Consider the following 24,776-nt stretch of genomic DNA (forward strand, 5'->3'; position numbering starts at 1 on the left):
TTAGTGGTGTTTGGGCATCGTTGTTCTTGTTTTTGTATGAGGGTTCGTACCGTTTTCCAATTCTTTCTGTATGCGCAAAAATACACATTGTTTTTAGAATTACAAAATAATCGTGGTATAAATGCGTGTGGTAAAGAGGCAATAGTGATGGAGTGGGGCATAATCGCCCCGTTTTTTGCGATTGGGTTCTGTGTAATTGGGTTATGAAGTATTTGTTTTTTTGCAGGTATGAGGTAAAATTACAAAGCAATACAATTTCTTTTAAACATGAATTCAAGCGCATGTGATAAAGTATAGATGTGATAAACTTTACTAATGTGTAAATAAAGAAGACTGTGATGAGGGTAGCTAGTGGGTGTCCTGCTGAAAAATGGTTGCTCTAGTAGTGGTGTATAAAAAGCTATTGTATACAATGGTCAATGTTTTAATAGTACTTGTTAGTATGTTTTGTTTCGCTTGGTGGCTGTTCTCTATTAATGATAAATAAAAAGTTTTTAGAAATAATTGAAAAAATATTACTTTTCTTTTCGCTGTTCTTTACTTTTTTATTAACTTTGCAGTCGAGATGGAAATGTAAACACGTGAAAGTAGACCGTGAGATGTTATGTGCGTGTAGATAATAACTGTTACTAACTGGCTATAGTAAAGGCTGAGGGCAACGCTTGATAAAGCGTTTGATAAGATGCTTAGAGGAAAACTTTTGACAGTTGAGAGAAACAGATATTAAAAAGGAGTAAGGCTCCCATGAAAACACAAGCAAATACCAGAACTGCACATTATATATATAGCAACATTTTAGTTTTACAGTCAAGACACAAAGGTGCATGGTTTGTTCCTAGCATAAGTATAAGGCAGGGATGATATCATGTGGAATAAGTGTCCAGTGGTGCTGCAAGCAAAATGTTAACGATAAATACCAAGGAAAATTAGATAATTTCTTTCGTGTTATTGGTACAGTGATTTAAGGTCGTGTGTAATGCTCGCCCCCGAAGCTAAACTGTAAAGGGATGGCATGACGCAACGAATGGAGGTTGATGTGAGACTTTCATTGCACTGTATAAGGAATAATGTTCGCTCTAAACGCGTACAACATACATATCTTTGAAATCAAAATGTGGTTAATATGCGGGTAAGACAACCGACATGAGAGAAAAAGAGAGTATAAAGTGTTGTGAGTAACAACAACAGTGATACTGCTAGGGTGGTGACAAGAGGCATCACTGCCTGATGCAACTGTTAGTTGAGAGGAATGCTAACAACCCTTTGGGCATGGACGAGCATGTGTTAACTCGTCCATGCTTTTTTCTTTTTATGAACTTTAATCTTTGTAAAAAGAAGAGATAAGGTTTTCTTTTATGTTCTTCGACATGTTTATGTAAATAATTTACATTTTACTTGCGAATTTAAAGATTAATATCTAACTTTGCCATGCGTCTGATAAAGATGTATATGCATAAGTACTTGTGTGTTATTATGTTTAATTAGGCGTTACGTAGTTCGTCCTAAGTGAAGGATTAACGATATCTAATATAAGGAGCGTAAATATTCTATACATGATAGTACCAATATGTATAAAATGTTCAATGGAGACTTTGTACCTCTCTACTGAATGGTGGGACATGAAAACTCGATGTTTAAGTGACCATGAAAACATAAAGCTCTAAATGAAATAATGAAGACGACGAATAATCGGGCTTAGTAACAGTTGGCGTTTGAAGGTTTAACCCAAGGCGCTAGGTGGAGAAGTTGTTGCATTTAAAATGCGTTATGCTATCGGGATAGTTTCCTATGGATAGCACAATACCTCCTTTTCTTCACCTAAAGTGAGTAACCCAATGAAGCTTTGCTAGCCTTATGGCTTCTGCAGGCTGACAAATCGGTTGTGCATGGCTTAGCTTTAAGTTGTTTGTAATGGCTATCAAGCAATTTAACTGCTACTATAGTGTGGCCAAAATGCTTACATTCGCTGCAGATTGTTACATTGTTCCGATTAATATGTTCGCCTCTCGGCCATACACATTCATTGTTCTCGCTCGGATAATTGGGCGGACAACTAGTTGTTCGAACCAGGAAACAGAGATTAGGGAATACAGAATTAGCAAACCTTGCCATAGCTTATGCTTGCATTTCTTCTGAAAAAACTGTCGCTAGATGGTGTGAAGAGATATTGAATAGCTAGCCAAGGGATGTAGTGGAAGATGAAAAAGATTTAATGGAATGTTTGGGAATGAATTAACCCAGCGTTGAAATGATTGAATGTGAGGTAGGGGATTTGCCAGAAGTTAACACTGATGGCAAAAGTGAGAGATGGCGAAATGATGGTGTCGGCGTTAGATTAACAGCAAAATGATGATGATAATATGGAGGCGCTTGCCCTTGATGGTTTTGTCTTCAATGAGCTTTTAACGCCTAACCATTAACGGTGTAACGTTCTGAAACATATACATTGTTATGCAGAAACGTTGAAAAAAAGGAACAAGGGATGCATTATGCACCCTAACCCAAGGAAAAATCCATTTGTGTAAAATGGAAATTGGGCTTGTGAAAGTCTGTGATGGTAACAAAAGAATGATTTAAGAAAACTGATTTTTTAAAAGATGCAGTCTGTTTGAATGCACATTGGGACTGCAGTCTTTATGCAACTGTTCGCATCTACCACTGCCCAGTGGGGTGTGTTGGATTAAGCTGTACCTACATTTGACTCTCTAGGGTGCGGACAGGGAACACATACATAATCCTAATAACCAAGAGAACACAGAAGACCACTGCGACGAGATGTCTCAGCGGTCTTTTTTATGTGTTGGTCTGAGCTTTTCTAAACTTCATCGGCCATGTGTTGATGCTCTTCGATTGCCTTTCTGCACCATGTTGTCTAGTGATTAGAGTTGTTGAAGGCGTTGAATCCTACCAACCGACGTGTGATAGTCTTATTACAAATAACAAGATAACCTTGGTACAAATGATAGAAATCATCATTATGAGCAATCTGTAACGAGTTTATCCCTCATTGATAGCAAGATTATCTGTGTGGTTTAAGTTTGGCTGGCCTTGCTGATGCCGTCCCATTAGATAGTACGTGAGGTGGTATCAACGTCTAGATCCATTGTCACTAACTACTGATGACTTTCTGTTTGATTGCGCGTGCAGTGGTTTGTGCAACCATTCGCTTCATGATTAGCATGTTAAACGCATTCTTGTGGCTCAAAAAACGGTCCTTAGAGAAAGAAAATGTAGTCTATGGGTTAGATAATGCGTTGCACCTCGTGAATGCCGTCGATGTCTTTCAACTTATCCACAATCTCTTGCGTTTCGTTTCTGTCGTGCACACGTAGGTCGATTGTTCCATCGAACACACCCTCTTCGCCTGATATAACAAGCTTTCGCATGTCAATATTCAGTTGTCCAGAGATAACATCAGCCACATCTCGCAGTAGACCATGGCGGTCAATACCCCTAATTTCAATGGTAGCATCGAAGAGCATCTTACCATGCATGTCCCATTTTGCGTCGAGTATGCGGTTTCCGTAGCTAGATTTCAGTCTGTTGGCAACAGGACATGCGCGTTTATGCACCTCAATACGTCCCTTGTTATCGATATATCCTAAGATATCGTCACCAGGAATGGGGTGGCAACACGTTGGGAAAATGTATCGTTCGATAGACGTTTCTGTGATGATACAGGGCAATTTTTTATTAAAGTCTTTGCCAACCACCAGCAGGTTCTTTTCGTCTTTTCCCGTCTTATTGCGTCGTTTCTCACGTCCCATGAAGGGCATGCGTTTTAGCCAGCTGAAACTACCATTGCTTTTCTTCTTTCCTAAAATCTCATCGAGGTCTTTTTCGCCCAAGATAACCGTGCGGTCGCCTAGATGCTGAAACAATTCTTCTGGTTTTTGCAGTTCGTGTAGTTCGCAAAGCTTGTCTAATATCGACGTGGTTTGTTCTAATCCATGCGTGTTGAGCCATTCCTTTAGGATGTTCTCGCCTTGTTTTTGTAGTTCGCGGTTAGCCCTTCTAAGTATGGCTTGAATCTTTCCACGCGCTTTAGCAGTAGATACGAAGTTGATCCAGGAGGGATCAACGTGCTGCGATTTAGACGTTAGAATTTCCACTTGGTCGCCACTTTGCAGTCGATGACTAAGCGGGACGAGTTTATGATTTACCTTAGCGCCGATGCAATGGCTACCAAGGAAAGTGTGAAGTTGAAAAGCAAAGTCGAGTGCGGTACATCCAGCAGGCAGCATTTTGATTTCGCCTTTGGGTGTAAACACGAAAATCTCCGAGGCAAAGAGGTTCAATTTGATGGCATCTAAAAAGTCCATTGCATCGGGTTGTGGGTCGTCGAGAATTTCTTTGATGGTTCTTAGCCAGTCGTTTAGTTCGCCATCGTCCTCAGTAACCTCTTCGCCCTCCTTATATTTCCAGTGAGCAGCAAAGCCCTGTTCGGCAATTTCGTCCATACGGTCGCTTCTAATCTGCACTTCAATCCATCGTCCTTGTTTGCTCATCAGCGTAACATGTAAGGCTTGATACCCGTTGGCTTTCGGGTGGTTGAGCCAATCTCGGAGTCTATCAGGGTGCGATTTATAGAGTTGACTTATCTTTACGTATATCTTAAAGCTCTCGTTAATTTCCTCTTCACGATTTTTTGGTGTGAAAACGATGCGTACAGCCAGGATGTCATAAATCTCTTCGAATGCCACATGTTTGGTTTGCATTTTGTTCCAGATAGAGTAGGGACTTTTGATGCGTGCCTTTATCTCGTATTGAATACCTAGAGGGTCGAGTGCTTGTCGTATAGGGTCGGTGAATTGTTGGAAAAGAATATCGCGTTGTTCTTGAGTAGAAGCCAGTTTTGCTTGAATGATGGCGTATTCTTCTGGGTGTTCGAACTTGAAACTGAGGTTTTCAAGTTCGGTTTTAATTTTGTTTAGACCAAGTCTATTAGCCAATGGCGCGTAGATATAAAGCGTTTCGCCTGCGATTTTGTATTGTTTGTTAGGCGCTTGGCTTTCAAGCGTTCGCATGTTATGCAGTCGGTCGCATATCTTAATGAGTATAACACGGATGTCGTCGCTCATTGTTAGCAGCAGTTTCTTAAAATTTTCGGCTTGTGCAGAAGCTCTATCACCGAATATTCCGCCAGATATTTTGGTGAGTCCGTCTACGATTTGTGCGATTTTTGCGCCGAAAATATTCTCGATATCTTCAACAGTATAGTCGGTATCTTCAACCACGTCGTGCAGCAATGCAGCGCAGATACTGGTGGAACCCAGTCCCATTTCCTCGCACGCGATTTGAGCAACGGCGATGGGGTGCATGATATAAGGTTCGCCCGAGAGTCGTCTCACACCTTTATGCGCCTCTCTTGCAAAGTTAAAGGCTTTGGTGATGATTTCTTCTTTTTTTCGGTGTGGCGAGGCCATATAGGTTTCTAGCAGGTGTTTGAACGCCTTGTTCACCATCTGTTCTTCCGTTTGTTCTCTTTCTTTATCTCTCGTAATTTGGTCTGACATATCGCTGCAAGTTATGTAAATGAACCTATTGTGTAATGAAAATGAACGTTTATTAGCTGTATGGAGTTTTAAAATCGGGTGTTCAAGCATGCGTTAGGCATTGCTGCCAGTGTTTATGTGCAGTGTTGTTATCCCGAAATATCGTTCTATTTGTTTGTTGGGTGTTGCCCGTTTGGTTTTATTGTTGCCCAGCGTGTAACGTCAAAAGGAGTTCGGCCAGACGTGTTGCATAGCCAAGCCGTGTTTCCAAGGCCTCGGTTGTCTATCTGACAGAACTCCTTTCATGTGCTAATCCTTAGTGATAAAGGACGTTGTATGCCTTTATTTCACTTTTAGTTTCTTTCCTGCTCTGATGCTCGAACCACTGATTTTGTTCAGCTTTTTAAGCTTCTGCACGGTGGTGTGGTTGCGTTTTGCAATTTCAGAGAGTGTATCTCCGTCTTTAATCATAATGCTCTTTCCACCTGCGCTATTGCGTTCGCGTCGTTCGCGTTTGCGTCTTTCTTTTTTCGATTCGTGTCTTCTGCTTGAACTTCTGCTTGAACTCCTCGAAGAAGAATAAGAAACAGGAGCTTCGGCCACCTCAACTTCTCTTCTCTTAGTGGGTAAGTCTTCGCTGCTGTATGCAAATATCTCTTCTTGTTTGTCGATAAACTTGTTTACCATGCTAGCGGGCAATCGAAGCGATGCAGGTGCAGAAGCTCCACACACAATATCTTTACGGTATTGAGGATTGAGTGCCTTTATTTCGGCAACATCTATGCCTAGCACGCCAGCCACTTGGTTAAAGTGTATGTCGTGATTAACAACCACAGTATCGGTCTTTATCGGTAGAGTAGCCGTCATGGGGCAGATATTGTGTTCGCAATAATAGTTCATGATGTAGTTGGCTGCGATAAATGCCGGCACATATCCTCTTGTTTCTTGTGGCAAGTAAGGATAAATCTTCCAATAATCCTTTTCGCCTTTAGCTCTATGTATAGCTTTATTGATGTTATCAGGACCAGCGTTGTAGGCTGCAATAACCAAATTCCAGTCGCCGAAGATGCGATAGAGGTCGCTAAGATAATGAGCGGCGGCGTAAGACGACTTTGCGATGTCGCTACGCTCATCGATTAGCGAGTTTACTGTTAGACCGTAGTGTTTTCCAGTGGCCAACATAAACTGCCAAAGACCAGTTGCGCCAACTCTTGACACGGCTCTAGGGTTAAGCGCCGACTCGATAACGGGCAGGTATTTCAGTTCTAGAGGCAATCCGTAAGCCTCAAGAGCTTCTTCGAAGATGGGCATGTAGAAGTTGCTAGCCCCCACAACATAGCTCACCGAGCGACGAAGTTTGCCACTATAGCGGTCGATAAACTTCTGTACAACTTCGTTATAAGGCATTTCAATAACCGATGGTATTCTACTAAGCCTGTCGATATACACCTCTTTGGGGAAAGTGGGATTCACGTTAGGCATGTTACAATCGGTTGCAGGCCTGAGATATTTCTCCGCATTGTATTGTTTGAGCAGACTATCAAGTTCGTAGGTCATGCCCTCTGGCAAGTCTATCACTTCGTTTTTGCCGTTTGCTGTAGTCACGGTGATTTCCTTATCGTCTTTGTTTTGCTGTGCGAATGCGGTTGTTGCACAGCCCAACATCACGGTGATTAGCAGAAAGTTAACTCTTTTCATGCTGTATTTCATTGTTCTTATTGTTCAATACTATAGGTGCTTATGTGCGATTGTTGTGTATCAGAATGTGAGACTGCAGTGCAAACCAATGGCCGAAGGTTTAAATGCCATGCCCGTTGCAGGGCTATTCATTACGGCAGGCTCAACTCGAAGCGACAAATCATCAGATATATCGAATTCGGATAGCGATGCATCTACATAAGCATCAACGATAGAGAGGGCATAAACGCCTAACAAGCAGAAGAAACTAAGGTCGCGCCAACGGCGGTATTTGTCTTTTCTGCTTTTAAAGATGTTTTGGTATTGCGTTTTGTTCTCATCGGTAATTCTTGTGCCCAAGTGCAAAAACTGGTTGTAGCTTTGTGTTGTTGGGTCGGTGTCCATGATGTCTTGGTAGGCTTTTGAGTAGTCGCGAAACATCATATTGTTCCATTGCATGGCGTAGACACAACCCACAAAACCACCATATACCAATGGTAGTTTCCAGTATTTGCGGTTATATATTTGTCCTGCTCCAGGCAGAACGATGGCCAGCCACATAGCCCGTTTGGGATTTGGGCGCCATGCATTCCAGTCTTTTTTTTCCTTATGCTTCTGTGTTTTTGGCACGAGCATGGTGTTGAGGCTGTCTTGTTGGTATGCGGGCTGGTTGTTGTAAAGTGTTGTTGTGAGCGTGTCGCCCTGTTCTTGGGCATTCTTTGGGCCATCGAAGTGTCCTTGTGCCATGGATGCAATGCAGCCAAAGGGCGCCAACAAGGTCATCGTCAATAACAATTTACAAATCTTCACGCTCATTTTATCAACTTTATGTTTATTCTTCTTTCAGTTTGTCGAACGTGGCCATGATACGTGCCAGTTCTTCTTCGTTGGCAAAGGGGATGCTAATCTTACCCTTACCTTTAGGCGAACAGGTCATTTGCACCTTGGCATCAAGAAAGTCGCAAAGCCTTTGTCTAATCCTAGTTACCTCTTCAGACATAGGTGTTTTTGTGACAATAATTTTCTTTCCGCTCTGAATGTCTTCGCCATTTTTCAGTTTTTGGGCCAGTTCTTCCACTTTTCTCACCGAGTAGCCGTGTTTTTGTATTTCGCGGAAGAGTTTAATTTGCAGCGACGGACTGTCTATGGCTAGCAGTGCGCGTGCATGTCCCATGTCTATTTCTTTTTTTTGCAGAGCCATTTGCACTTGTGCCGGAAGTTTAAGTAGGCGCAAATAGTTGGTGATGGCTGTGCGGCTTTTTCCCACTCTCTCAGAAACGCGTTCTTGCGTCATACCCTCTGCAGAAAGCAGATGTTCGTAAGCCAAAGCAATTTCGATGGCATTAAGGTCTTCGCGCTGGATGTTTTCCACCAGTGCCAGTTCCATAATGCTTTCGTCTTTGATGGTTCGGATGTAGGCAGGTATAGCTTGCAGTCCAGCCAATTGAGATGCCCGCCAACGTCTTTCGCCGGCAATGATTTGGAATTTGTTTTCCGCAACCTGTCGCAGGGTAATGGGTTGGATGATACCAATTTCGTTAATGCTATTGGCAAGTTCTTGTAAAGCCTCCTCGTCAAACTCTCTTCGAGGCTGATTGGGGTTAGCCTCAATCTGCTCAAGTGGAATTTCGTTGATGGTGGAGCTACCCTGTGGGCGCACGCTTTCGGTTGAAATCAGTGCGTCGAGCCCTCTGCCTAAGGCGTTAAATTTCTTATGTACTGCCATTTAGAAATATTCGTTTATGATTGACATATAGACAAGTCGGCGATGTTTTTTACTTGCTAAGCGCCTCGGTTTTAGGCATCTCGTCGAGCTTGTAGTCCATGTCTTGATAGTTGTAGGCAAGGCGTTTTCCCCATTTTCCAAGTTTTGCAAGGATGCTGTGGGAAACGCCTTGTCGTTGTTTTACTTTTTGTGGCACACGTGGTATGTCTTTGCGCTTTGGTTTTATTTACCACGTTAGGCTTCTTCGGCCTTTTAGCCTGCTTTTATCGTAGCTGGCTATAGGTTGTTGTGTCACAGCGTTGGGTCGTTTGTGCAAAAGGCGTTTTAGTTGCCTTTCTCCACAATTTCCTTTGCCAAAGCCAAATGGTTTTTACTACCTGTCGACTCAGCGTCGTAAAGAATAACGGGTAAGCCGTGGCTTGGGCTTTCGCTCAGTTTAACGTTGCGTTGAATCACCGTTTTGAATACAAGTTCCTGGAAATGGCGCTTCACTTCGTCGTAGATTTGGTTGGCCAAACGCAGACGGCTGTCGTACATTGTGAGCAAGAAACCTTCAATTTCCAGCTTTGTGTTAAGCTTGCTCTTAATGATTTTGATAGTGCTGAGCAACTTGCTGATACCTTCAAGCGCGAAATATTCGCACTGCACGGGGATGATAACCGAATCGGCCGCAGTGAGGGCGTTAACGGTAATAAGTCCCAACGATGGCGAACAGTCAATGAGTATGTAGTCATAGTCTCCCTTGATGCCGTCGAGCAGTGTTTTAAATGCGCGTTCACGGTTTTCGATGTTGAGCAGTTCTATCTCTGCACCTACAAGGTTGATATGGCTAGGGATGATGTCCAGACCGTCGATGTCTGTAGTGTAGATGGCGTCGCGTACGTCAGCATGGTCTATGATGCATTCGTAAAGCGAGCATTCCACATCATTCAAGTCCACTCCAAGACCACTTGAAGAGTTTGCTTGTGGGTCGGCGTCTACCACCAACACGCTTTTTTCTAATGTAGCCAATGAAGCAGCAAGGTTAATTGTGGTGGTTGTCTTCCCCACACCGCCCTTTTGATTGGCTAATGCAATAATTTTTCCCATAACCTTTTTTTCCTGGTTGTTTTTAATAGAATGCAAAGATACATATTTTAGACGAAAAAGCACTATATTAAAGCTTTTTTCGTACTTTTGCATGTAAATATTTAGGCTTTGCCAATGTTGTGAACACGATTTGTAAATACATTTCAACGTATTGTTTACGGTTGCCTGTTAGTTTTTTTAGAAAAGGTTAACACATTGGTTCTTAGGCTCTGTAGGCGATGTCTGCTATCACACTTTTGCTTGTAAAAAGGGCTTTTTGCTGGGGTCTGAATAATAATTTGGGAAATAAAAAGAAGGTGAAAGATGGAAGTAAAGAAACCGCTTATATTAGTATCTAACGATGATGGCTATCATGCAAAAGGACTTCGTTCGTTGGTGGGTATGCTCACCGATTTTGCCGAGGTTGTGGTTTGCGCTCCCGATGCTGGTCGTTCCGGTTTTGCTGGCGCCTTTTCGGTGGCAAAACCCTTGCAGATAAAAAGGCGAAAAGATGTGGCGGGCGCCACGGTATGGTCGAGTAACGGCACGCCTGTTGACTGTGTGAAACTTGCTTTTAGCGAGTTTTTCGCTCAACGCCAACCTGATATTATTCTTTCGGGTATTAATCATGGCGACAATGCTGCTGTTAACGTGCACTATTCGGGTACGATGGGAGTGGTTATCGAAGGTTGTTTGAAGGGTGTGCCATCGGTGGGTTTCTCGCTTGCCGACCCCAATGAAGATGCCGATTTCGAACCTTTGCGCCCTTATGTGCGTGGCATTGTAAAGCGCGTGTTAGCCGAGGGCTTGCCCAAAGAAGTGTGCCTCAATGTTAATTTTCCACGCACACAATCTTTCAAAGGGGTTAAGATGTGTCGAATGAATAGGGGAACATGGGTGAACGAATGCGAGAAGCGAACTCATCCGCATGGTTACAACTATTTTTGGATGGCTGGATATTTTCAAAGTGATGAGCCTCAAGCGACTGATACTGACTACTGGGCTTTGAAAAATGATTATGTGGCCATTGTTCCCACACGTGTCGACGTTACTTGTTACGACTCGTTGCAACGTATGAAGACGTGGGAAAACGACGACTGTTTAGTAGAAAAAGAAATACAGGGATAGTCTTTGTATCGTGGATGGTAAATAATAGAGTGGAGTGGGTTAAGACGTAAGTGAAATAGTGGCTATATACTACACTCCCGTTCGCTACTCGTTTTGTCTTGTTGGGTTGCGATTACCGCTCTTAACTGTCAACGGTTGACCACTCTTTTAATCCTTGTAGGTTATTAGTCTATTCGATTTTATGGCAGTTAATGGGTAGCTTGTCAACTATATTTAAAATTCTATGCGTTATTATCTCATCGTGGGAGAGGCCTCAGGCGACCTCCATGCCTCGCATCTTATGCGTTCGTTGCAGGCAATAGACCAATCAGCAGATTTTCGTTTCTTTGGTGGCGACCTTATGACAGCCGTAGGCGGAACGCGCGTAAAGCACTTTAAAGAAATGGCATACATGGGATTTATCCCTGTGTTGTTGCATCTAAGAACCATCTTTCGCAATATGTCTTTCTGCAAAAAAGACATTGTGGAGTGGGCGCCCGATGTGGTAATACTGGTGGATTATCCTGGGTTTAACCTCAATATTGCTAAGTTTCTGAAGCAGAACACCACGATACCCGTGTATTATTACATATCGCCGAAGATTTGGGCGTGGAAAGAATATCGCATCAAAAACATCAAGCGTGATGTTGATGAGCTGTTTTCTATTTTACCTTTCGAGGTGAATTTTTTTGAGCAAAAACATCACTACCCCATACACTACGTGGGAAACCCAACGGCCGACGAAGTGCGTAATTTTCTTTCCACTTATCATGAAGGGTTCGAACAGTTTTGCCAAACCCACAATTTGCCTACAGATAGGCCCATATTGGCCTTGCTAGCAGGCAGCAGAACGCAAGAAATTAAAGACAATTTGCCTGCAATGATGCAGGTGGCTGCACGCTTTCCGCAGTATCAAGTAGTGTTGGCGGGTGCGCCTTCTATTGCCGATGAGTATTACCAGCGGTTTATTGACGGAACGCAAGTGCGTTTAGTGAAAAATAAAACCTATCCGCTTTTGGCTCATTCCACTGCTGCATTGGTTACTAGTGGTACAGCAACGCTCGAGACGGCTTTGTTTAATGTACCTCAAGTGGTGTGTTATAAAACTCCTGTTCCTCGCCTTATTCGTTTTGCTTTCAACCATATTATAAAGGTTAATTATATCTCGCTCGTTAATCTTATTATGGATAGAGAGGTGGTTAGCGAGCTGTTTGCCGACCGTTTTACTGTAGACAATATCTCTAATTGCTTACAAGCACTCTTGCCTGGGGGCGAGTTGCGTCAACAGATGCTTGATAATTATGCCCAACTTCGTCATATCTTGGGTAGCGATGTGGCGTCTGATAATGCCGCAAAGATGATGGTTGGCTTGCTTAAGAAATCTGAAACGGGTGATAAAAACGTTACTGCACTCAACTAAATCACTTTGTTTGGCGTAAGTGTTGGGGGGATGTAGGAGTGGTAAGGCTAATATCAACTTGTTGTTTTCTTACTTTTACTTCATGCCAAGTGTTCTTACATCTGCAAAAGCACCCTTTTTAGTGTGTTGTTGCTTGCATCTTTGCCTTTGCCAGTTAGCAGTAGGTTTTGTTTGTTGTATTTAACTCAAATCGCTTATTAGACCACAATGTTTCTAGAATTCTTGTTTGGATGTTGTTTCCTGACATCTTTTATTTTCAGGTCTGCATCTTGCTTGTCTTTGAAATTTGACGTAGCCCGCTATGCCTGCGTTACAAATATAGGCAATCTGCTCGACAATAAAACAAAATCTGTTTAGACTCTAATGACCTATTTGGCTTTAATTCGCGCTTTATGTCATGCCAATTGATGCGATGTGTTGTAAAAATAATGTACTAAAATTTAACATTGTGAGTGTCTTCTCTGGAAAAAATCCGACCGAAGGGCGTATTTTTGCTTGTATTTTTAAAGTTTGTAACTTGCTGGTTTACTTGTGTCTGTATTGATTTGTGGTAAATGCGCTTGTATTTGCATGCAAATAGGGTGCAAGGCTCACGAAGCTAAAAAAGCACACTTGTAAAACAGCTGTTCGTTGTTTGTTATTTTTCAGTTTAATGATGGCGTTTTGTTTATGTTTTCTGAGTATGTATTGCCATCAAGTGAGCCAAATAGTGATAATAATTACTTGTTGTGAGTGATTTGTTTGATTTATCTATCATAATGATAGTGCTGTTGAGCGCGCTTTTTTTCTCTTAATCGTGCGTTTTGCATCATTTAGCATTGTGTTTTGCTGCATTTAGCCTTGCGTTTTGCTGCAGATAGCACTGCGTTTTGGTGCTAAATGCACTGCGTTTTGGTGCTAAATGCGCTGCGTTTTGCTGCATTTAGCAAAGAAATTACTGCGTTTAAGTCTGCTAAAAGGTGTATATTTTGCAATTTCCACCTCTTCAAAATTGCATTTTTATGTTGTTTCGGGCACCAAATGTGCGCCAATTTTCTTAAAAAAGAAGTGTTAAAGCGCAATAAATGACAAAAAGTGGACCTAAAAGGCAAGTTGTTGCGTTGCGGTTTTTGTCTTTTCTTCGCATTTTATATGTGTTTTACGTGGTTTGTTTGTCTAGAATGGTTCGGTATGTAAATGGGTGTTTGTAAAATAAATTTACCAGTTTAACAAATGCGTACTATATATATAATAGAAAAATACTAGCATTAGTGTTTTGTTTGCCAGTATTTGTAATTAAAATAAGCAAGCATTGTTATCCCCACGAAAAGAATTTTTTGCTACTAAAATCTACCAAAAGACAACACAAATGTGTAATGCAACGAATGCCAAAATCATCTTTTGTTGTTGGCCTACGCGCACGAACACATGCTTATTACTATATGCCTAATCAGGGAAATAATATTACAGAATTAAGGTTGCACGAAAATTAAATTGATGTAAATGTGCATGTTAAGTGTGTTTGAGATGCACAGTGTAGCCACGCTTTTAGCGCTTAGTACCAAAGAAAAGCGCAAGCTCACAGCATTGCGAAAGATGTCTGGTAGGGGATTTCCTTTCGTGTTTAGGGAAAAACCTTTTGGTTGGGGGCGTATTTGCGCTAACTTTGCAATTGTAAAAAGGGAACGAAGGCCAAAAGGCATCTCCCAAAAAAGACGGCCACGGCCTCCACAAAACTACGAGAGAGAGAATAAAATCAAAGAGACTGCGCTGGTCTCCAAAAAATTAGAATCGAGTTATAAACATCTTTAAAACGAACAATTATGAAGAAGCTATTATTAACCCTGCTTACGCTCTTGGCTTTTGGTTTTCAAGCTAAGGCAATGAGTTTCGAACAAGCACGGCATCAAGCCCTCTTCCTTACAGATAAGATGGCATACGAGCTGAACCTCACCGACGACCAGTATGAGGCAGCCTACGAAATAAACCTCGATTATTTGCTTAGCATCGACCATTATGACGACCTTTATGGTATCTATTGGCGCCGACGCAACCAAGATTTGGGTTATATTCTATACGATTGGCAATATAGGGCTTACTGTCAAGCCAATTATTTCTACCGCCCACTGTATTACGACACTGGTTATTGGCGATTCCGTATTTATGCTCGCTATCCTTATCGCGACTATTACTATTTTGGAAGACCAACTTTCTACAACACTTATCGTGGAACAAGCAGCTGGAATATAAACGGCGGCGTTAGTAGATACAGTGGAAGACAGTTCGGAGGCTCACGCAGTTACGGTATGCGAGATGGTTTCCAACGTGGCGATTATGGACGGGGCTACAGATTTGGCGGATATAACGACAATGGTTATGATAACTATGGTTATGGTTACGACTCAAGACAATGGTCGAACCAAGGTCGCGACTATGACAACTATAATAGAAGTTCCTCGTCACGACGTTCGGGACGCGATTTTGGATACGGATACGACAGGGATGACCGTTACGATCGCCCAAGTAGCACCAGGAGCACAGCTCGCAGAAATCGTGATTACAACGAAAACTATGGTAGCGGACATTTTGGCGGAGCACGTTATTACAATGACTCAGGAGCAGGAAGTTCGGCAGATGTGCCAAACAACACCTTCAGTCCTAGTCGCTCGCAAGGTTCACAACCATCAACCTCTGGCCGTTCGTTCGGCGGAAACACTGGTGGTTCGTCTTACAACAACACACAACAAAGCGTAACGCCCTTCAATTCTACACGCTCACAGGGCTCGGGAGGTTCAACACCCTCTACTTCAGGTCGCTCGTTTGGCGGTGGTGGTAACTCAGGTTCAACTTATACGCCACATAACAACAATGCCAACCCACAAAATGGCAATTCGGGTGGTGGCCACTTTGGCGGACGAAGATAAACATTAAATAGGTATAGGGGCTATGCCATAGGCCCGTAGGTTAAGTAACAGGGTGGGGCGACAATGTTGGCCGCTCGCCAATAGCCCTCCCTCACCACTTATCCTCGCTAAGGTAAAAGATTGATTTAGGAAAAAATTCTCAAATAAGGTATAGCATTTTGAAAGTAAAGATTATAGGATACGAATAAAGAAAAGAGAGTTGTTAATGATAGACGGTATGCTTTGAGATAAAGCATACCTTTTTTTTTGCATGTAAATTGAGCGAAATTCGCTCTAGCAAATGTAGTTAAGAAGGGTTTAGGAAATGTATAACGGTGTGAATTGTGCTGTTGCACACCTTAAAAGTTTATTAGCGAATAGAAAGCATAAGGCTAAAACCTAAATTCGAGTACCTTATAAAAGTATTTTAAACAGATAAGCAACGGATGCGTGTACACACCATTCTCCCTACAAGCACGCGTGTCTTCGCGCAATAAGGTTAGTCGGCTACCCACATTCTTGGTGCTAGCGCCACCCATACGCATCGTGACAAAAACCATGGGTAGGTATTTGGTCTTGATGTCGAAGCGTTTGAAAAGTCTAACCATCATTTCAAAGTCTCCACCTATTTTATAGTCGGTTTTGTAAAGTCCAGCCTTTTGAAACACTTCTTTGCGAGCATAGAATGAGGGATGAGCCGGCATAATGCCAAAACGAAGCCACCAAGGGCGAAAACCAGCCGAAGAATAATATCTAACACATCGAGAAAGGTTGGTTTCGCGCACAAAATGCACATCGCCATAAACAGCATCGATTTTATCATCTGTAAAGGCCTGTGCCACCTTTTCAATAACATCGTTGTCCGTAAAGAAGTCGTCGGAATTTAAAATGCCCACCACATCGCCAGTAGCCATGTGCAAACCCTTATTCATGGCGTCGTATATGCCATTGTCATTTTCGGAAATCCAACGCATTTTGCCTGCGAACAAAGGTTCAAACTCGCGAACAATATTGAGCGTGTTGTCTTTGGAAAGTCCGTCAACAACAATGTATTCGATGTTAGAATACGACTGGTCTAACACCGATTGCATACAATGTGCAATAGTTGCAGCACTGTTAAAGGCCACTGTTATTATGCTTACCTTCATAGATGAATTAACTATAGCCTTAAACGAAGAATGTGGCGTCTTATTGCATGATACGATGTAAGATAATCAAAAAGTGTAAAATTAGGGCTTAAAACTTGCAGGTGATAAGATTATTATGTAATTTTGCAAACTAATTCATGGCATTTCGCCATGCCCAAAGCGTGGAATGTTGCAGTGTTTAACAAAACAACAGAAGCGCGAAAGGCATAAAATCGGGGTTGACTGGATTTGACAGCGGGATGAAATGGTATGTAAGCACGCGGAGCGTAGGTGGCTGGCTCCATAATCCCAGTTATCAAAAATTTAATTGGCGAAAGAAATTACGCTCTCGCTGCCTAATCGAAGTATAGTAGATTTCGGGCTTTATTCCGTTACAAGGTAATGGAACGAGACATCGCTCAGAGGCTGTTGTTCCGAAGCCAGCTGATAAAGCGGTGCAGATAAATCGGAAATAGTTTAGTGAGGCCTCGCTCACTAGATAAAATTTTAGGGGATAAGGCATTGGTTGGTGGTCCGGGTCTTGCCAATGCACGAAAATCGCAGGCCGGAATAAGCGTGTAGAAAGCGTATGGTTTCCCTGTTTGGACGTGGGTTCGAATCCCACCAGCTCCACATTACGTACTCTTAATAAGGGTAAAGCAAGATTGTTTAACATCAGGTAATCGCTATAACTGTAATAAGTTATGGCGATTATTCGTTGATGGCATGGAGTGCGAATCATGTTGGGGCTAGGTATAAGGCATAAGATTCTAAGAAATACAAGCTTATACTAATAATACCTATAAATAAATGCGAATTACGAAGATGAATAAGATAAACGAATTTATTAACAGTGGGCTATACGAAACGCTTCTAAAAGCAGTACAAGAAAGGAACGTTGAGATTGATAACATAGTTCCTTTTTCGTTGCTAGATTATGACAGGGAAAGATTGGTGGCTGCTCGAATTGAGATTGAAGATTTAAAGGCATTACTAAGCACAAACATGGAGGAAGCTATATCTTTTGTTAAAAGCAAAATGCAACTTGATTTTGATGAAGAGGACGAATATCCGGTGGGAGAAGAAGTAATTGACGATGAAAAGCCTAGAACAATTAACGAACTTCCTTATTATAAAAACTTCTTGGTGGCTTTTCTAATCGAATACTATTTACTGAAAATACAGCCTAAAGAATTGGGTAAGTACTTAAAGAGAATACGCATTGCGCATGCCTCGAAATATGAAGGTAGGTTAAAAGAACTGTGGAAAAATGTATTGTGAGTTGTTGCTGTAAGCTAAAATGTTTTCTGCCAGCAAACATTTTAGCCTACAGCAATCACTCAATTTATAGATATTGTGCATAAAGGTTGAGGTATTCTAAAAAGCGTTCTTCTTTGTTGAAATACCGTACAATGTGTTGTCTACAAACATCTTCGAAAGTTGAGGCGGGTTGTTGGCATAGGCGTCCTATCTCGATGGCAGCTGTTTGTATGTCACCTTTTTCTATAATAGCCCCAGTTTCGAGTGTTATAGCTTCTGTGCTCCCCCCTGTTTTGTAGGTCACCACAGGTGTTCCGCATGCCATTGCTTCGAGATTGGTTGTGGGAAATGTGTCTTCCCAGGTGGGATTGAAATATACATTTGCTGCAGAATACAGTGCACAAAGCTCTTGAATGTTGTCTGTTCTATTGATAGCAATAATGCCAGCTTGTGCTGCTAATTGTTGTTCAGACTTACTTAATCCAACAAGAACAATACGAATGGATGGGGGCAAGAGTGATGCGAGTTGAAGAAAGTCGGGCAAACCTTTTCGGTACCAATTGGAGGCTAGGCCCAAAACGATGGCGCAATGTTCAGGGATGGCGTATTTCTTTTTAATCCAGTTTACTTCCGTTTGTTTGCTAAAAACATCCGTATCAATACCATTATATATAAGGTGTGTGGGTGTGTGCTTGAAAAACGACTGCTGTAACTGTCGTTGTAACCATTGGCTTACGGGGACAAGTGTTAGGTGTTTGAGTGATAAGAATGTTTCTTTCTTCTGTTCGAAGTTGCGATACGAACGATCGGTTAGCCAACTTTTGGGGTAAGCATGCTTTTGAGGACACTTCAAACAGTGAGTTTTCCATTGTTCGCATCCGCAATATTCGTAATGGGCACAGTGCCCGGTAAAGGTCCAACAGTCGTGTAGAGTCCAAACCACAGGAATGTTGTTTTGGGCAAGATATTGAAATAATAGCGGATAATTAAGATAATAACCGTGAATGTTGTGCAAGTGTACGATGTCGGGTTTTATTCTTTCTGCGTATTGAATCAATTCTGCTGTAGCCTTTTTAGACATCAGACCGTGATTGTCAAACAGTCGCGAGCTAATGGCATGGTGCATTTCATCCCATCTACTACCAATGTGAAAGAGATTAGACGCACTGGGGTTGGCCCATCTTCCGTAAGCGATGAAACTTTGCCAACCTTGTTTTATAGCAGCCATTCCGATTCCTTCAGCAATTTTTCCATGAGAACCCCAGTTGGCAGTGATGTTTATTTGCAGCAATTTTCTCATTTGTAGGTTTTGTTGCAACTGATGAAATAGGTGATATGATTAATAGGCCAGAATGGTTCGAAATGTCTACGATTGATTACTTTACCATTAAAGGAAAAGTAATGTTTGTAGTTCGATTGAGAGAACACATGCTTATAGGTATTGCATGCAATGTCTATCGACAGTTGGTTAGCATGCGTAAGTCTACCATAGGGAAAGGCAAAAAAGTTGCAAGGCTGTTGAATTTGTTGCTCAATCACCGATTTACAATTCTCTATTTGGTAGCGAAGCGTTTGCTCATCGTTGGTATTAATCATGTAATGGTCCATGGTGTGGGCACCAATGATGTGCCCACGTTTGGCCAGTTCCTTTAGATGCGACCATCGCAAAGGCGTCTTTCCTTCGGTAAGAACAACATGATTATTAAAATTTTCGATGTAAGAAGCGTCTCCATCCACATAGTTGGGGTTCACAAAGAAGAGTGCGTTAGTGCCAAACTCCTCCAAGAGTGGAGCAAAGATGTCGTAACACTCCATAAATCCATCGTCGAAAGTGAATGCCACAAGCGGTTTGTGGGGCTGTTCTTTGCGCATTATGCGCTCTACAGCCTCCTCAATTTTGATGAAAGAAACCTTCTGCGACAGCTCTTGTAGTAAGGTTTTAAAAGTGTGTGGCTCGTTTTCGTGGGCAATTCTGTGTCCATTCAGAATGTGAATACCTGGGGCGGGGGTTGCCCAAGCCCCCAAAACGTTAAGCACTTGTTGTCTAACAAAGCCACGTAGACGTTGCGAAGGGTTGGGGTTATACATCATTTATTACCTTTCTAATAATTTCCGTTTGATAATGAATATTCCATTTTCTATCTATTTCGTCAAAAGCCTTACGCCTTGTTTCGTTGCGTTTGATGGAGTCGACACATATCCAGCGTTCAATTTCGCGCTTTAGGCTTTGCGGATTGCCTTGTTCGAAGAACGAACCCGTTTCGCCTTGACGAATAGATTCAAACTCTGGCATTTGATAAGCAAAGTTGTTATGGGTAACAACAGGGCATCCAAAAGTGAGCGAATGAATGGCTGTGAGGCCAACATTACCAGGCGAAACGCACACGTGTGCATTGTAAAACAGCTGTCCAAGAACCTCATCATCATAGCATGGGCCATACATCCAGATACAGTCTGCTACGTTTTGGGTTTCGGCATATTGGTCGATACGAACTTGATCAACATCTTTTCCAACGAAAACAATATTGACGGGGCGACCTTCTTGCTTAAGTTGTGAAGCGCAATCTACCAGCATTTCTAGCTTTTTTCTCTTTTGTATTCTTCCACAATAGATAATTGTAGGGTAGTCGTTAACGAAATGTTTGCGATAGATGTCGTTGTGGATAAGTCGCTCTCGTATGGCTCGTTCGTTGTCCGAATCTATCGAATTGGCGATGCAATACATCTTACGCCTTGGTATTCCCTCTTTCTGCATCAGGGCAATGGCGTATTCGCTGTAAACCATCAACGCGGAATGCAAGGAGAAAAAGAGCTTTTTTATCAGTCTTTTTATTGTTCCCTCTCTGCCATACCATCCATGCGTCCATGCAATGGTTTTCTTTCGGGTGAGTTTTGCAAGCAACAGTATGGCCCACGACGAAAGACAAAAGGGTTCGCCGTCGATGATATAATAACGATAGGGCTTGAAAAGCAACCTTACCGAACCCCTTTGCCAATAAAACGGACCGAAGTAAACGTTTTTCAATGTCTGGCGATAGCCTTCCAGCTTGGTATAATCGAACTTCTTTATTGGTGTTGCTACTTTGTTGCCCAAGTAAAAATGGCACGCAAATATTTTCGCCATCGCACTGAAGACGGGGAAACGGTAGTGTGAACCTATGTTTGTAATAAGACAAAGCGATTTGGAAGTATCCATCTGTTAACTTGTTGTATGCAGAACTTGTTATACGTATAAAGTCACTGTTATCGGTGATTTCATTTAAAGGTTTGTCGGCTGCTCATACTTTGGGGCAATTTCTATAAGGGAGTCTCTCTTAATTGACCCAAGTAGAGAGCTTTTCCTAGACACACTATTGGTAATCAAGCGAATTAACAATATGATGTTGAGGCTAAAACCAACGTTATGTCCAACAGGATAATAAAGAGCATTCGTCATTGCATGGGGTGGATTAAGTGGGTGTTTTGTTCTTGACCAGTGGACTTTCCACCATCAGCAGGATAATGAGCAGAATGAACATTCCACTAGACAACAAGGTTGTGAATATTGACGTGTTAAGCAGAAAGGACAACGTCGGGAGAAAAACAACGAAGAGATCTTTCAGTTCATACCTAAACGCTATTGCGTTGATAAATTGTAATAACACGAAGAAGAAGACACCTATAATAACAACACCCGACAATCCCCAAGCCGCTATACCATCTGTTAAAAAGAAGTTGGCATTGGCGTTTTGCGTTCCATGTGCAACAACAACACCCAACGGAACGTCATAAGGATAGGCGTTGGTTATGGCGTTTACAATGTTGATGTGTGAATAGTGCGTATAGGGATGCTCACTAAAGAAATGCAAGTAGAACTGAGACAGCCAACCCGCCACACAGACAGTTCTTAAAAGCACAATTGCACCAACAACAAAAAGAATCTCGTTATCTTGGGCAAAATAAAGCGCAAATGATATTATTACCGTGGTGACAATTATAAGCGAATGCAGTCTTTGGGATATGGTTTCGTGCTTTAGTTGCACGACAAAATAGAGCGCAACCAAGACAAAGGGCATAACGAAGGTTATCTTTTGCATGTCTACCATGAACAAGAGAATGTAGCCGAACAGTATGGCAAGCGCCTTAAGCCATTTTTTCTCTCGCAGATAACAAACCAATAAGAATGGGTAGAATGCGCCCGAAAGCCATCCTTGAAGATAAGCGATGAAACCTCCGCCACCGTTTATGGTCTCTGAATTTTGGCTGCGTAAGTCGTATAAGACATCAGATTGCGTGAATATGTTGACAAAATGCATCGACTTCATCCTCGACGACACGAAAATAGCCGTAATAATCAAGGTGATGATTTCAATCCATCGAAAAGATAATGCAGGCCGTAGTTCTAGTGGTTTGAAAAGATTTCGCCAACTTTCCATCCCAAAGTAAATAATGAAAAACAAACACATTACGCAAGTGTAAGAATAAAGGCTGTAAGCATCTATGCCGTTGGTGACGAATAAAGCGTGTATAAATGGGATGTAAACCAACAGATACAAGAAAATGCAAAAATAAGAAGACATACTCTTTATGCCCTTATACAGAGTAAAGGGAAAGATTGAGAATGTTATCCACAACATCTTTGGTAGCGGTTCCATTTCAATATAGTCTAAGCCCATGTAATAAAACAGCTTAAAGACAAAATGCTCGAACATGAAATTATAGGTCAGGATGTATACTGTTATACATAGCATACGTCCCAACAAACTGTTCGCATCCATTATGTAACCTATCGCCTTTCTCATAACTCCCATGTGCGAAATATAAAAAAAAGAAGTGCAAGGATACAAAGAGGAATACTTCTAATGAAGTCTGACAAACTAAGATGTACAAGTCCTAACACTTTCCTAAACATGAGCGCCTTTATCGTTGCGCATCCTACGGAATAAGAAATCAGTATGGTTGTAAAGCTGTATCTGTAATTGCAGGCAAACAGAATGCAGCCAATACCGACAATGAAATACAACAGTTCGTAGCGTAAAAGTATGTGCTGCTTATTTATTCTCCTAAAAAGGGGGATGAGCGGTTGCGTAAGGATTGTAGACATTGCCCAAAGCGATAGGCATATCGACATGCTACCTGCCTCGTGCCACTTGTCACCTAAGAACCACACAATGAGTTTGTCGCCACCTAGACAGATAAAAAGGGTTGGAATGGCAGACAACATGAGGGTGGCATTAACTACTTTTTTAGTAACATGTTTTATTTTGTCCTCGTCTTCAGTGTCACAAATCTCTTGATAATACACCTTGCCTACTGCCGACCCGACAAACGACATTGGTAAGAGTAACAGTTGAAGTATGATGGAATAACATCCAATGACGCTTTGACTGAAAAAGGCAGATAGAATTAACAATGGTAAGTTGAATGCAGCAAACGACAATGCGCTTGCTGGGGCATCATACAAAGGGAAACTTTTGTTCTCGATGGCGCATTTCCTCATCGATAGAAACGAGATGGGCTTTGTTTCGGGCATCTTGATTTTCATCAGAACAAATGCGACGAGAAAAAAAGCCGTTATTGCTTGGGCAAGAACAGTGCCCAATAACAGTCCGTTGACGACAGATAGGCCGATAACTCCAAACATGATACGAAAAAGTCCTTGTGAACCACCCTGAATAATGTGGTTAACAGACAATGTGGCGTACTGTTCGTGTCGGTTAATTACATTATAGCATACTGTATATAGAATAAAAAAGAACAAGTATACCATTAACAACGTGAACGAGGGAAAACTATTGAAAAAGGAAATGTCTAACGACTTCCCTAATACAAACGTTGCACCAATCAATAACGTGGTTGAACAGCCAAGCAAAAGACATAGGGCAACAATGTTCTTTTCTTCTCGGCGGTCTATCTTAACTATGGCATTCTCATATCCTAAGAATATAAGAACGGTGACAATCGATATGAACGAAGAAAACACTCCCCACTCACCGAAATCTTCTTTCTCGTATAAACGCGAAAGAATAGGCGTCACCAAGAATGGTAATATGTACATGATGATATTACCAAACGAGAGCTTTAGCATGTTGCCAAAAGCTTTGTTCTTCCGTATGTCGTTTAACTTACTGTTCAAAATTGTACTTTGAAGGTGATGGCACATAATATATGGTGACGCCTCTACGTCCCAATTCAAGCATTTTCTGCAAGCAGGGGGCTGAATGGAACACCTTAATACTCAAGTTAGAGAGCCTAGTGTGCTGATAACAGTCAGTGGGAAACTTCTTAATTATTCTTCCTTCCCTAGACCTCCGCTCCAAATTTCCCTCTAGGCAGGTGTATTCTTTCACTTCGCCAGAGGACGTAATGTAGCGGTAAGTTTTCTCTTCTGTGAAAAACTGTGCCCAATAAGGATGTTCTTTATACAGTATGGCCTCAACACAGTGTACGAATGTACCAATATAAAACTTTGGAAGACCGATGGAGAACACTAGTGCGTTGAGCTTTGTCATTCTATACCACGGCGAAAGCTCATCCCAACAGTTAGTGCTCTTATGGTGGTCTTTAGTGAGCCATTCAGCATATTGTCCCCATGCACATACCGAATGCTGCACATTGATGCTGCGAACGACGCCAGGGAATGTTCTAAATGTTTCTGCCAAATAACCAGCCTTGGTTGGAGCTGTCGCTTTGTCGAAGATATAATTGGCATCTTTCTGAAGAAGAGGGTCGGGAAATGCAGGCATGAGGAGTGTGCCTTCTTGAGTTAGCACTTTCATAACGGCAGTTATCAGTTCTTCAGCTGTGCCCTTATAGTTATAAAACTCCATCATTGAGGCGTGTATGCAAACAACACTCCCTTTTTTCATTCCTAACCGTTGCATCTCTCTTACGATGTCATTAGCCGTGTAGTTTTTGTGGTATACCAGCTTCCCTATTTCCTTATGCGTCTTCTTTTTCAGCAAAGAGAAGTCCTTGATGCCAGTTATACCCTTAACAAATAAGCCTAATCGAGTTATTATGGAAACCCCCATA

At 42.0% G+C, this 24,776-nt stretch carries 17 protein-coding genes and 1 other RNA gene; 5 read left to right on the forward strand and 13 right to left on the reverse strand.

Features of this window, described 5'->3' with window-relative positions; translation table 11 throughout:
* Window positions 1-3,242 precede the first annotated feature (3,242 nt).
* The 6 genes from QME03_RS01510 to QME03_RS01535 all read right to left on the reverse strand — a co-directional run bounded on the left by QME03_RS01510 (window position 3,243) and on the right by QME03_RS01535 (window position 9,987).
* Window positions 3,243-5,516 carry a RelA/SpoT family protein gene (locus QME03_RS01510; RefSeq protein WP_025816834.1) on the reverse strand — a complete coding sequence of 758 codons (2,274 nt, stop codon included), beginning with the start codon at window positions 5,514-5,516 and terminating at the stop codon, window positions 3,243-3,245.
* Window positions 5,517-5,837: 321 nt separating this feature from the next.
* A complete protein-coding gene (locus QME03_RS01515; protein WP_025816835.1) occupies window positions 5,838-7,193 on the reverse strand; it encodes a lytic transglycosylase domain-containing protein in 1,356 nt (451 codons plus the stop codon).
* 60 nt (window positions 7,194-7,253) lie between these two features.
* Window positions 7,254-7,988, reverse strand: a complete 735-nt coding sequence (locus QME03_RS01520; RefSeq protein ID WP_281723245.1) for a DUF5683 domain-containing protein — start codon at window positions 7,986-7,988, stop codon at window positions 7,254-7,256.
* Window positions 7,989-8,004: 16 nt separating this feature from the next.
* Window positions 8,005-8,898 (reverse strand): ParB/RepB/Spo0J family partition protein, encoded by an 894-nt coding sequence (locus QME03_RS01525; protein WP_273112485.1) that lies wholly within the window; start codon window positions 8,896-8,898, stop codon window positions 8,005-8,007.
* A 49-nt stretch (window positions 8,899-8,947) separates the two neighbouring features.
* The gene (locus QME03_RS01530; protein ID WP_273146821.1) at window positions 8,948-9,094 is read right to left on the reverse strand and encodes a hypothetical protein; all 147 of its coding nucleotides are present in this window, start codon (window positions 9,092-9,094) and stop codon (window positions 8,948-8,950) included.
* A 128-nt stretch (window positions 9,095-9,222) separates the two neighbouring features.
* The gene (locus QME03_RS01535) at window positions 9,223-9,987 is read right to left on the reverse strand and encodes a ParA family protein (protein ID WP_025816838.1); all 765 of its coding nucleotides are present in this window, start codon (window positions 9,985-9,987) and stop codon (window positions 9,223-9,225) included.
* A 303-nt stretch (window positions 9,988-10,290) separates the two neighbouring features.
* Here QME03_RS01535 and surE point away from each other — a divergent pair, with 303 nt between their 5' ends.
* From surE to QME03_RS01550, 3 genes are all read left to right on the forward strand, one after another.
* Window positions 10,291-11,094, forward strand: coding sequence for a 5'/3'-nucleotidase SurE (surE, locus tag QME03_RS01540; protein ID WP_273112481.1), 804 nt, complete (start codon window positions 10,291-10,293; stop codon window positions 11,092-11,094).
* Window positions 11,095-11,317: 223 nt separating this feature from the next.
* Complete coding sequence (gene lpxB / locus QME03_RS01545) at window positions 11,318-12,493, forward strand: lipid-A-disaccharide synthase (protein ID WP_273146818.1); 1,176 nt, start codon at window positions 11,318-11,320, stop codon at window positions 12,491-12,493.
* A 1,802-nt stretch (window positions 12,494-14,295) separates the two neighbouring features.
* Window positions 14,296-15,396 carry a hypothetical protein gene (locus tag QME03_RS01550; protein WP_281723246.1) on the forward strand — a complete coding sequence of 367 codons (1,101 nt, stop codon included), beginning with the start codon at window positions 14,296-14,298 and terminating at the stop codon, window positions 15,394-15,396.
* A 371-nt stretch (window positions 15,397-15,767) separates the two neighbouring features.
* Here the strand turns inward: QME03_RS01550 and QME03_RS01555 are convergent, their stop codons facing one another.
* On the reverse strand, window positions 15,768-16,523 hold the full coding sequence (locus QME03_RS01555; RefSeq protein WP_273146816.1) for a glycosyltransferase family 2 protein: 756 nt from the start codon (window positions 16,521-16,523) through the stop codon (window positions 15,768-15,770).
* A 214-nt stretch (window positions 16,524-16,737) separates the two neighbouring features.
* Between QME03_RS01555 and ssrA the strand changes: the two genes are divergently transcribed.
* Both ssrA and QME03_RS01565 read left to right on the forward strand, forming a co-directional pair.
* Window positions 16,738-17,138: a transfer-messenger RNA gene (gene ssrA, locus QME03_RS01560) on the forward strand.
* Between the two features lie 189 nt (window positions 17,139-17,327).
* Window positions 17,328-17,783, forward strand: a complete 456-nt coding sequence (locus QME03_RS01565) for a hypothetical protein (protein WP_281723247.1) — start codon at window positions 17,328-17,330, stop codon at window positions 17,781-17,783.
* 64 nt (window positions 17,784-17,847) lie between these two features.
* Here QME03_RS01565 and QME03_RS01570 read toward each other — a convergent pair whose 3' ends face one another.
* The 6 genes from QME03_RS01570 to QME03_RS01595 all read right to left on the reverse strand — a co-directional run bounded on the left by QME03_RS01570 (window position 17,848) and on the right by QME03_RS01595 (window position 24,775).
* Complete coding sequence (locus QME03_RS01570) at window positions 17,848-19,062, reverse strand: glycosyltransferase (RefSeq protein WP_281723248.1); 1,215 nt, start codon at window positions 19,060-19,062, stop codon at window positions 17,848-17,850.
* Complete coding sequence (locus QME03_RS01575; RefSeq protein WP_281723249.1) at window positions 19,059-19,853, reverse strand: polysaccharide deacetylase family protein; 795 nt, start codon at window positions 19,851-19,853, stop codon at window positions 19,059-19,061. Before QME03_RS01575 ends, QME03_RS01570 begins: the two co-directional genes overlap by 4 nt.
* Complete coding sequence (locus QME03_RS01580) at window positions 19,843-20,958, reverse strand: glycosyltransferase family 4 protein (RefSeq protein WP_281723250.1); 1,116 nt, start codon at window positions 20,956-20,958, stop codon at window positions 19,843-19,845. The genes QME03_RS01575 and QME03_RS01580 overlap by 11 nt, the downstream gene beginning before the upstream one ends.
* Window positions 20,959-21,211: 253 nt before the next feature.
* Window positions 21,212-22,543: a hypothetical protein gene (locus QME03_RS01585; RefSeq protein ID WP_281723251.1), complete on the reverse strand. Its 1,332-nt coding sequence runs from the start codon at window positions 22,541-22,543 to the stop codon at window positions 21,212-21,214.
* Window positions 22,540-23,877 carry an oligosaccharide flippase family protein gene (locus QME03_RS01590; RefSeq protein WP_281723252.1) on the reverse strand — a complete coding sequence of 446 codons (1,338 nt, stop codon included), beginning with the start codon at window positions 23,875-23,877 and terminating at the stop codon, window positions 22,540-22,542. Before QME03_RS01590 ends, QME03_RS01585 begins: the two co-directional genes overlap by 4 nt.
* Window positions 23,867-24,775, reverse strand: a complete 909-nt coding sequence (locus QME03_RS01595; RefSeq protein WP_281723253.1) for an AAC(3) family N-acetyltransferase — start codon at window positions 24,773-24,775, stop codon at window positions 23,867-23,869. Before QME03_RS01595 ends, QME03_RS01590 begins: the two co-directional genes overlap by 11 nt.
* Window position 24,776 lies beyond the last annotated feature (1 nt).

It is taken from the genome of Hoylesella shahii (assembly GCF_937990675.1).
Taxonomy (GTDB): domain Bacteria; phylum Bacteroidota; class Bacteroidia; order Bacteroidales; family Bacteroidaceae; genus Prevotella; species Prevotella shahii.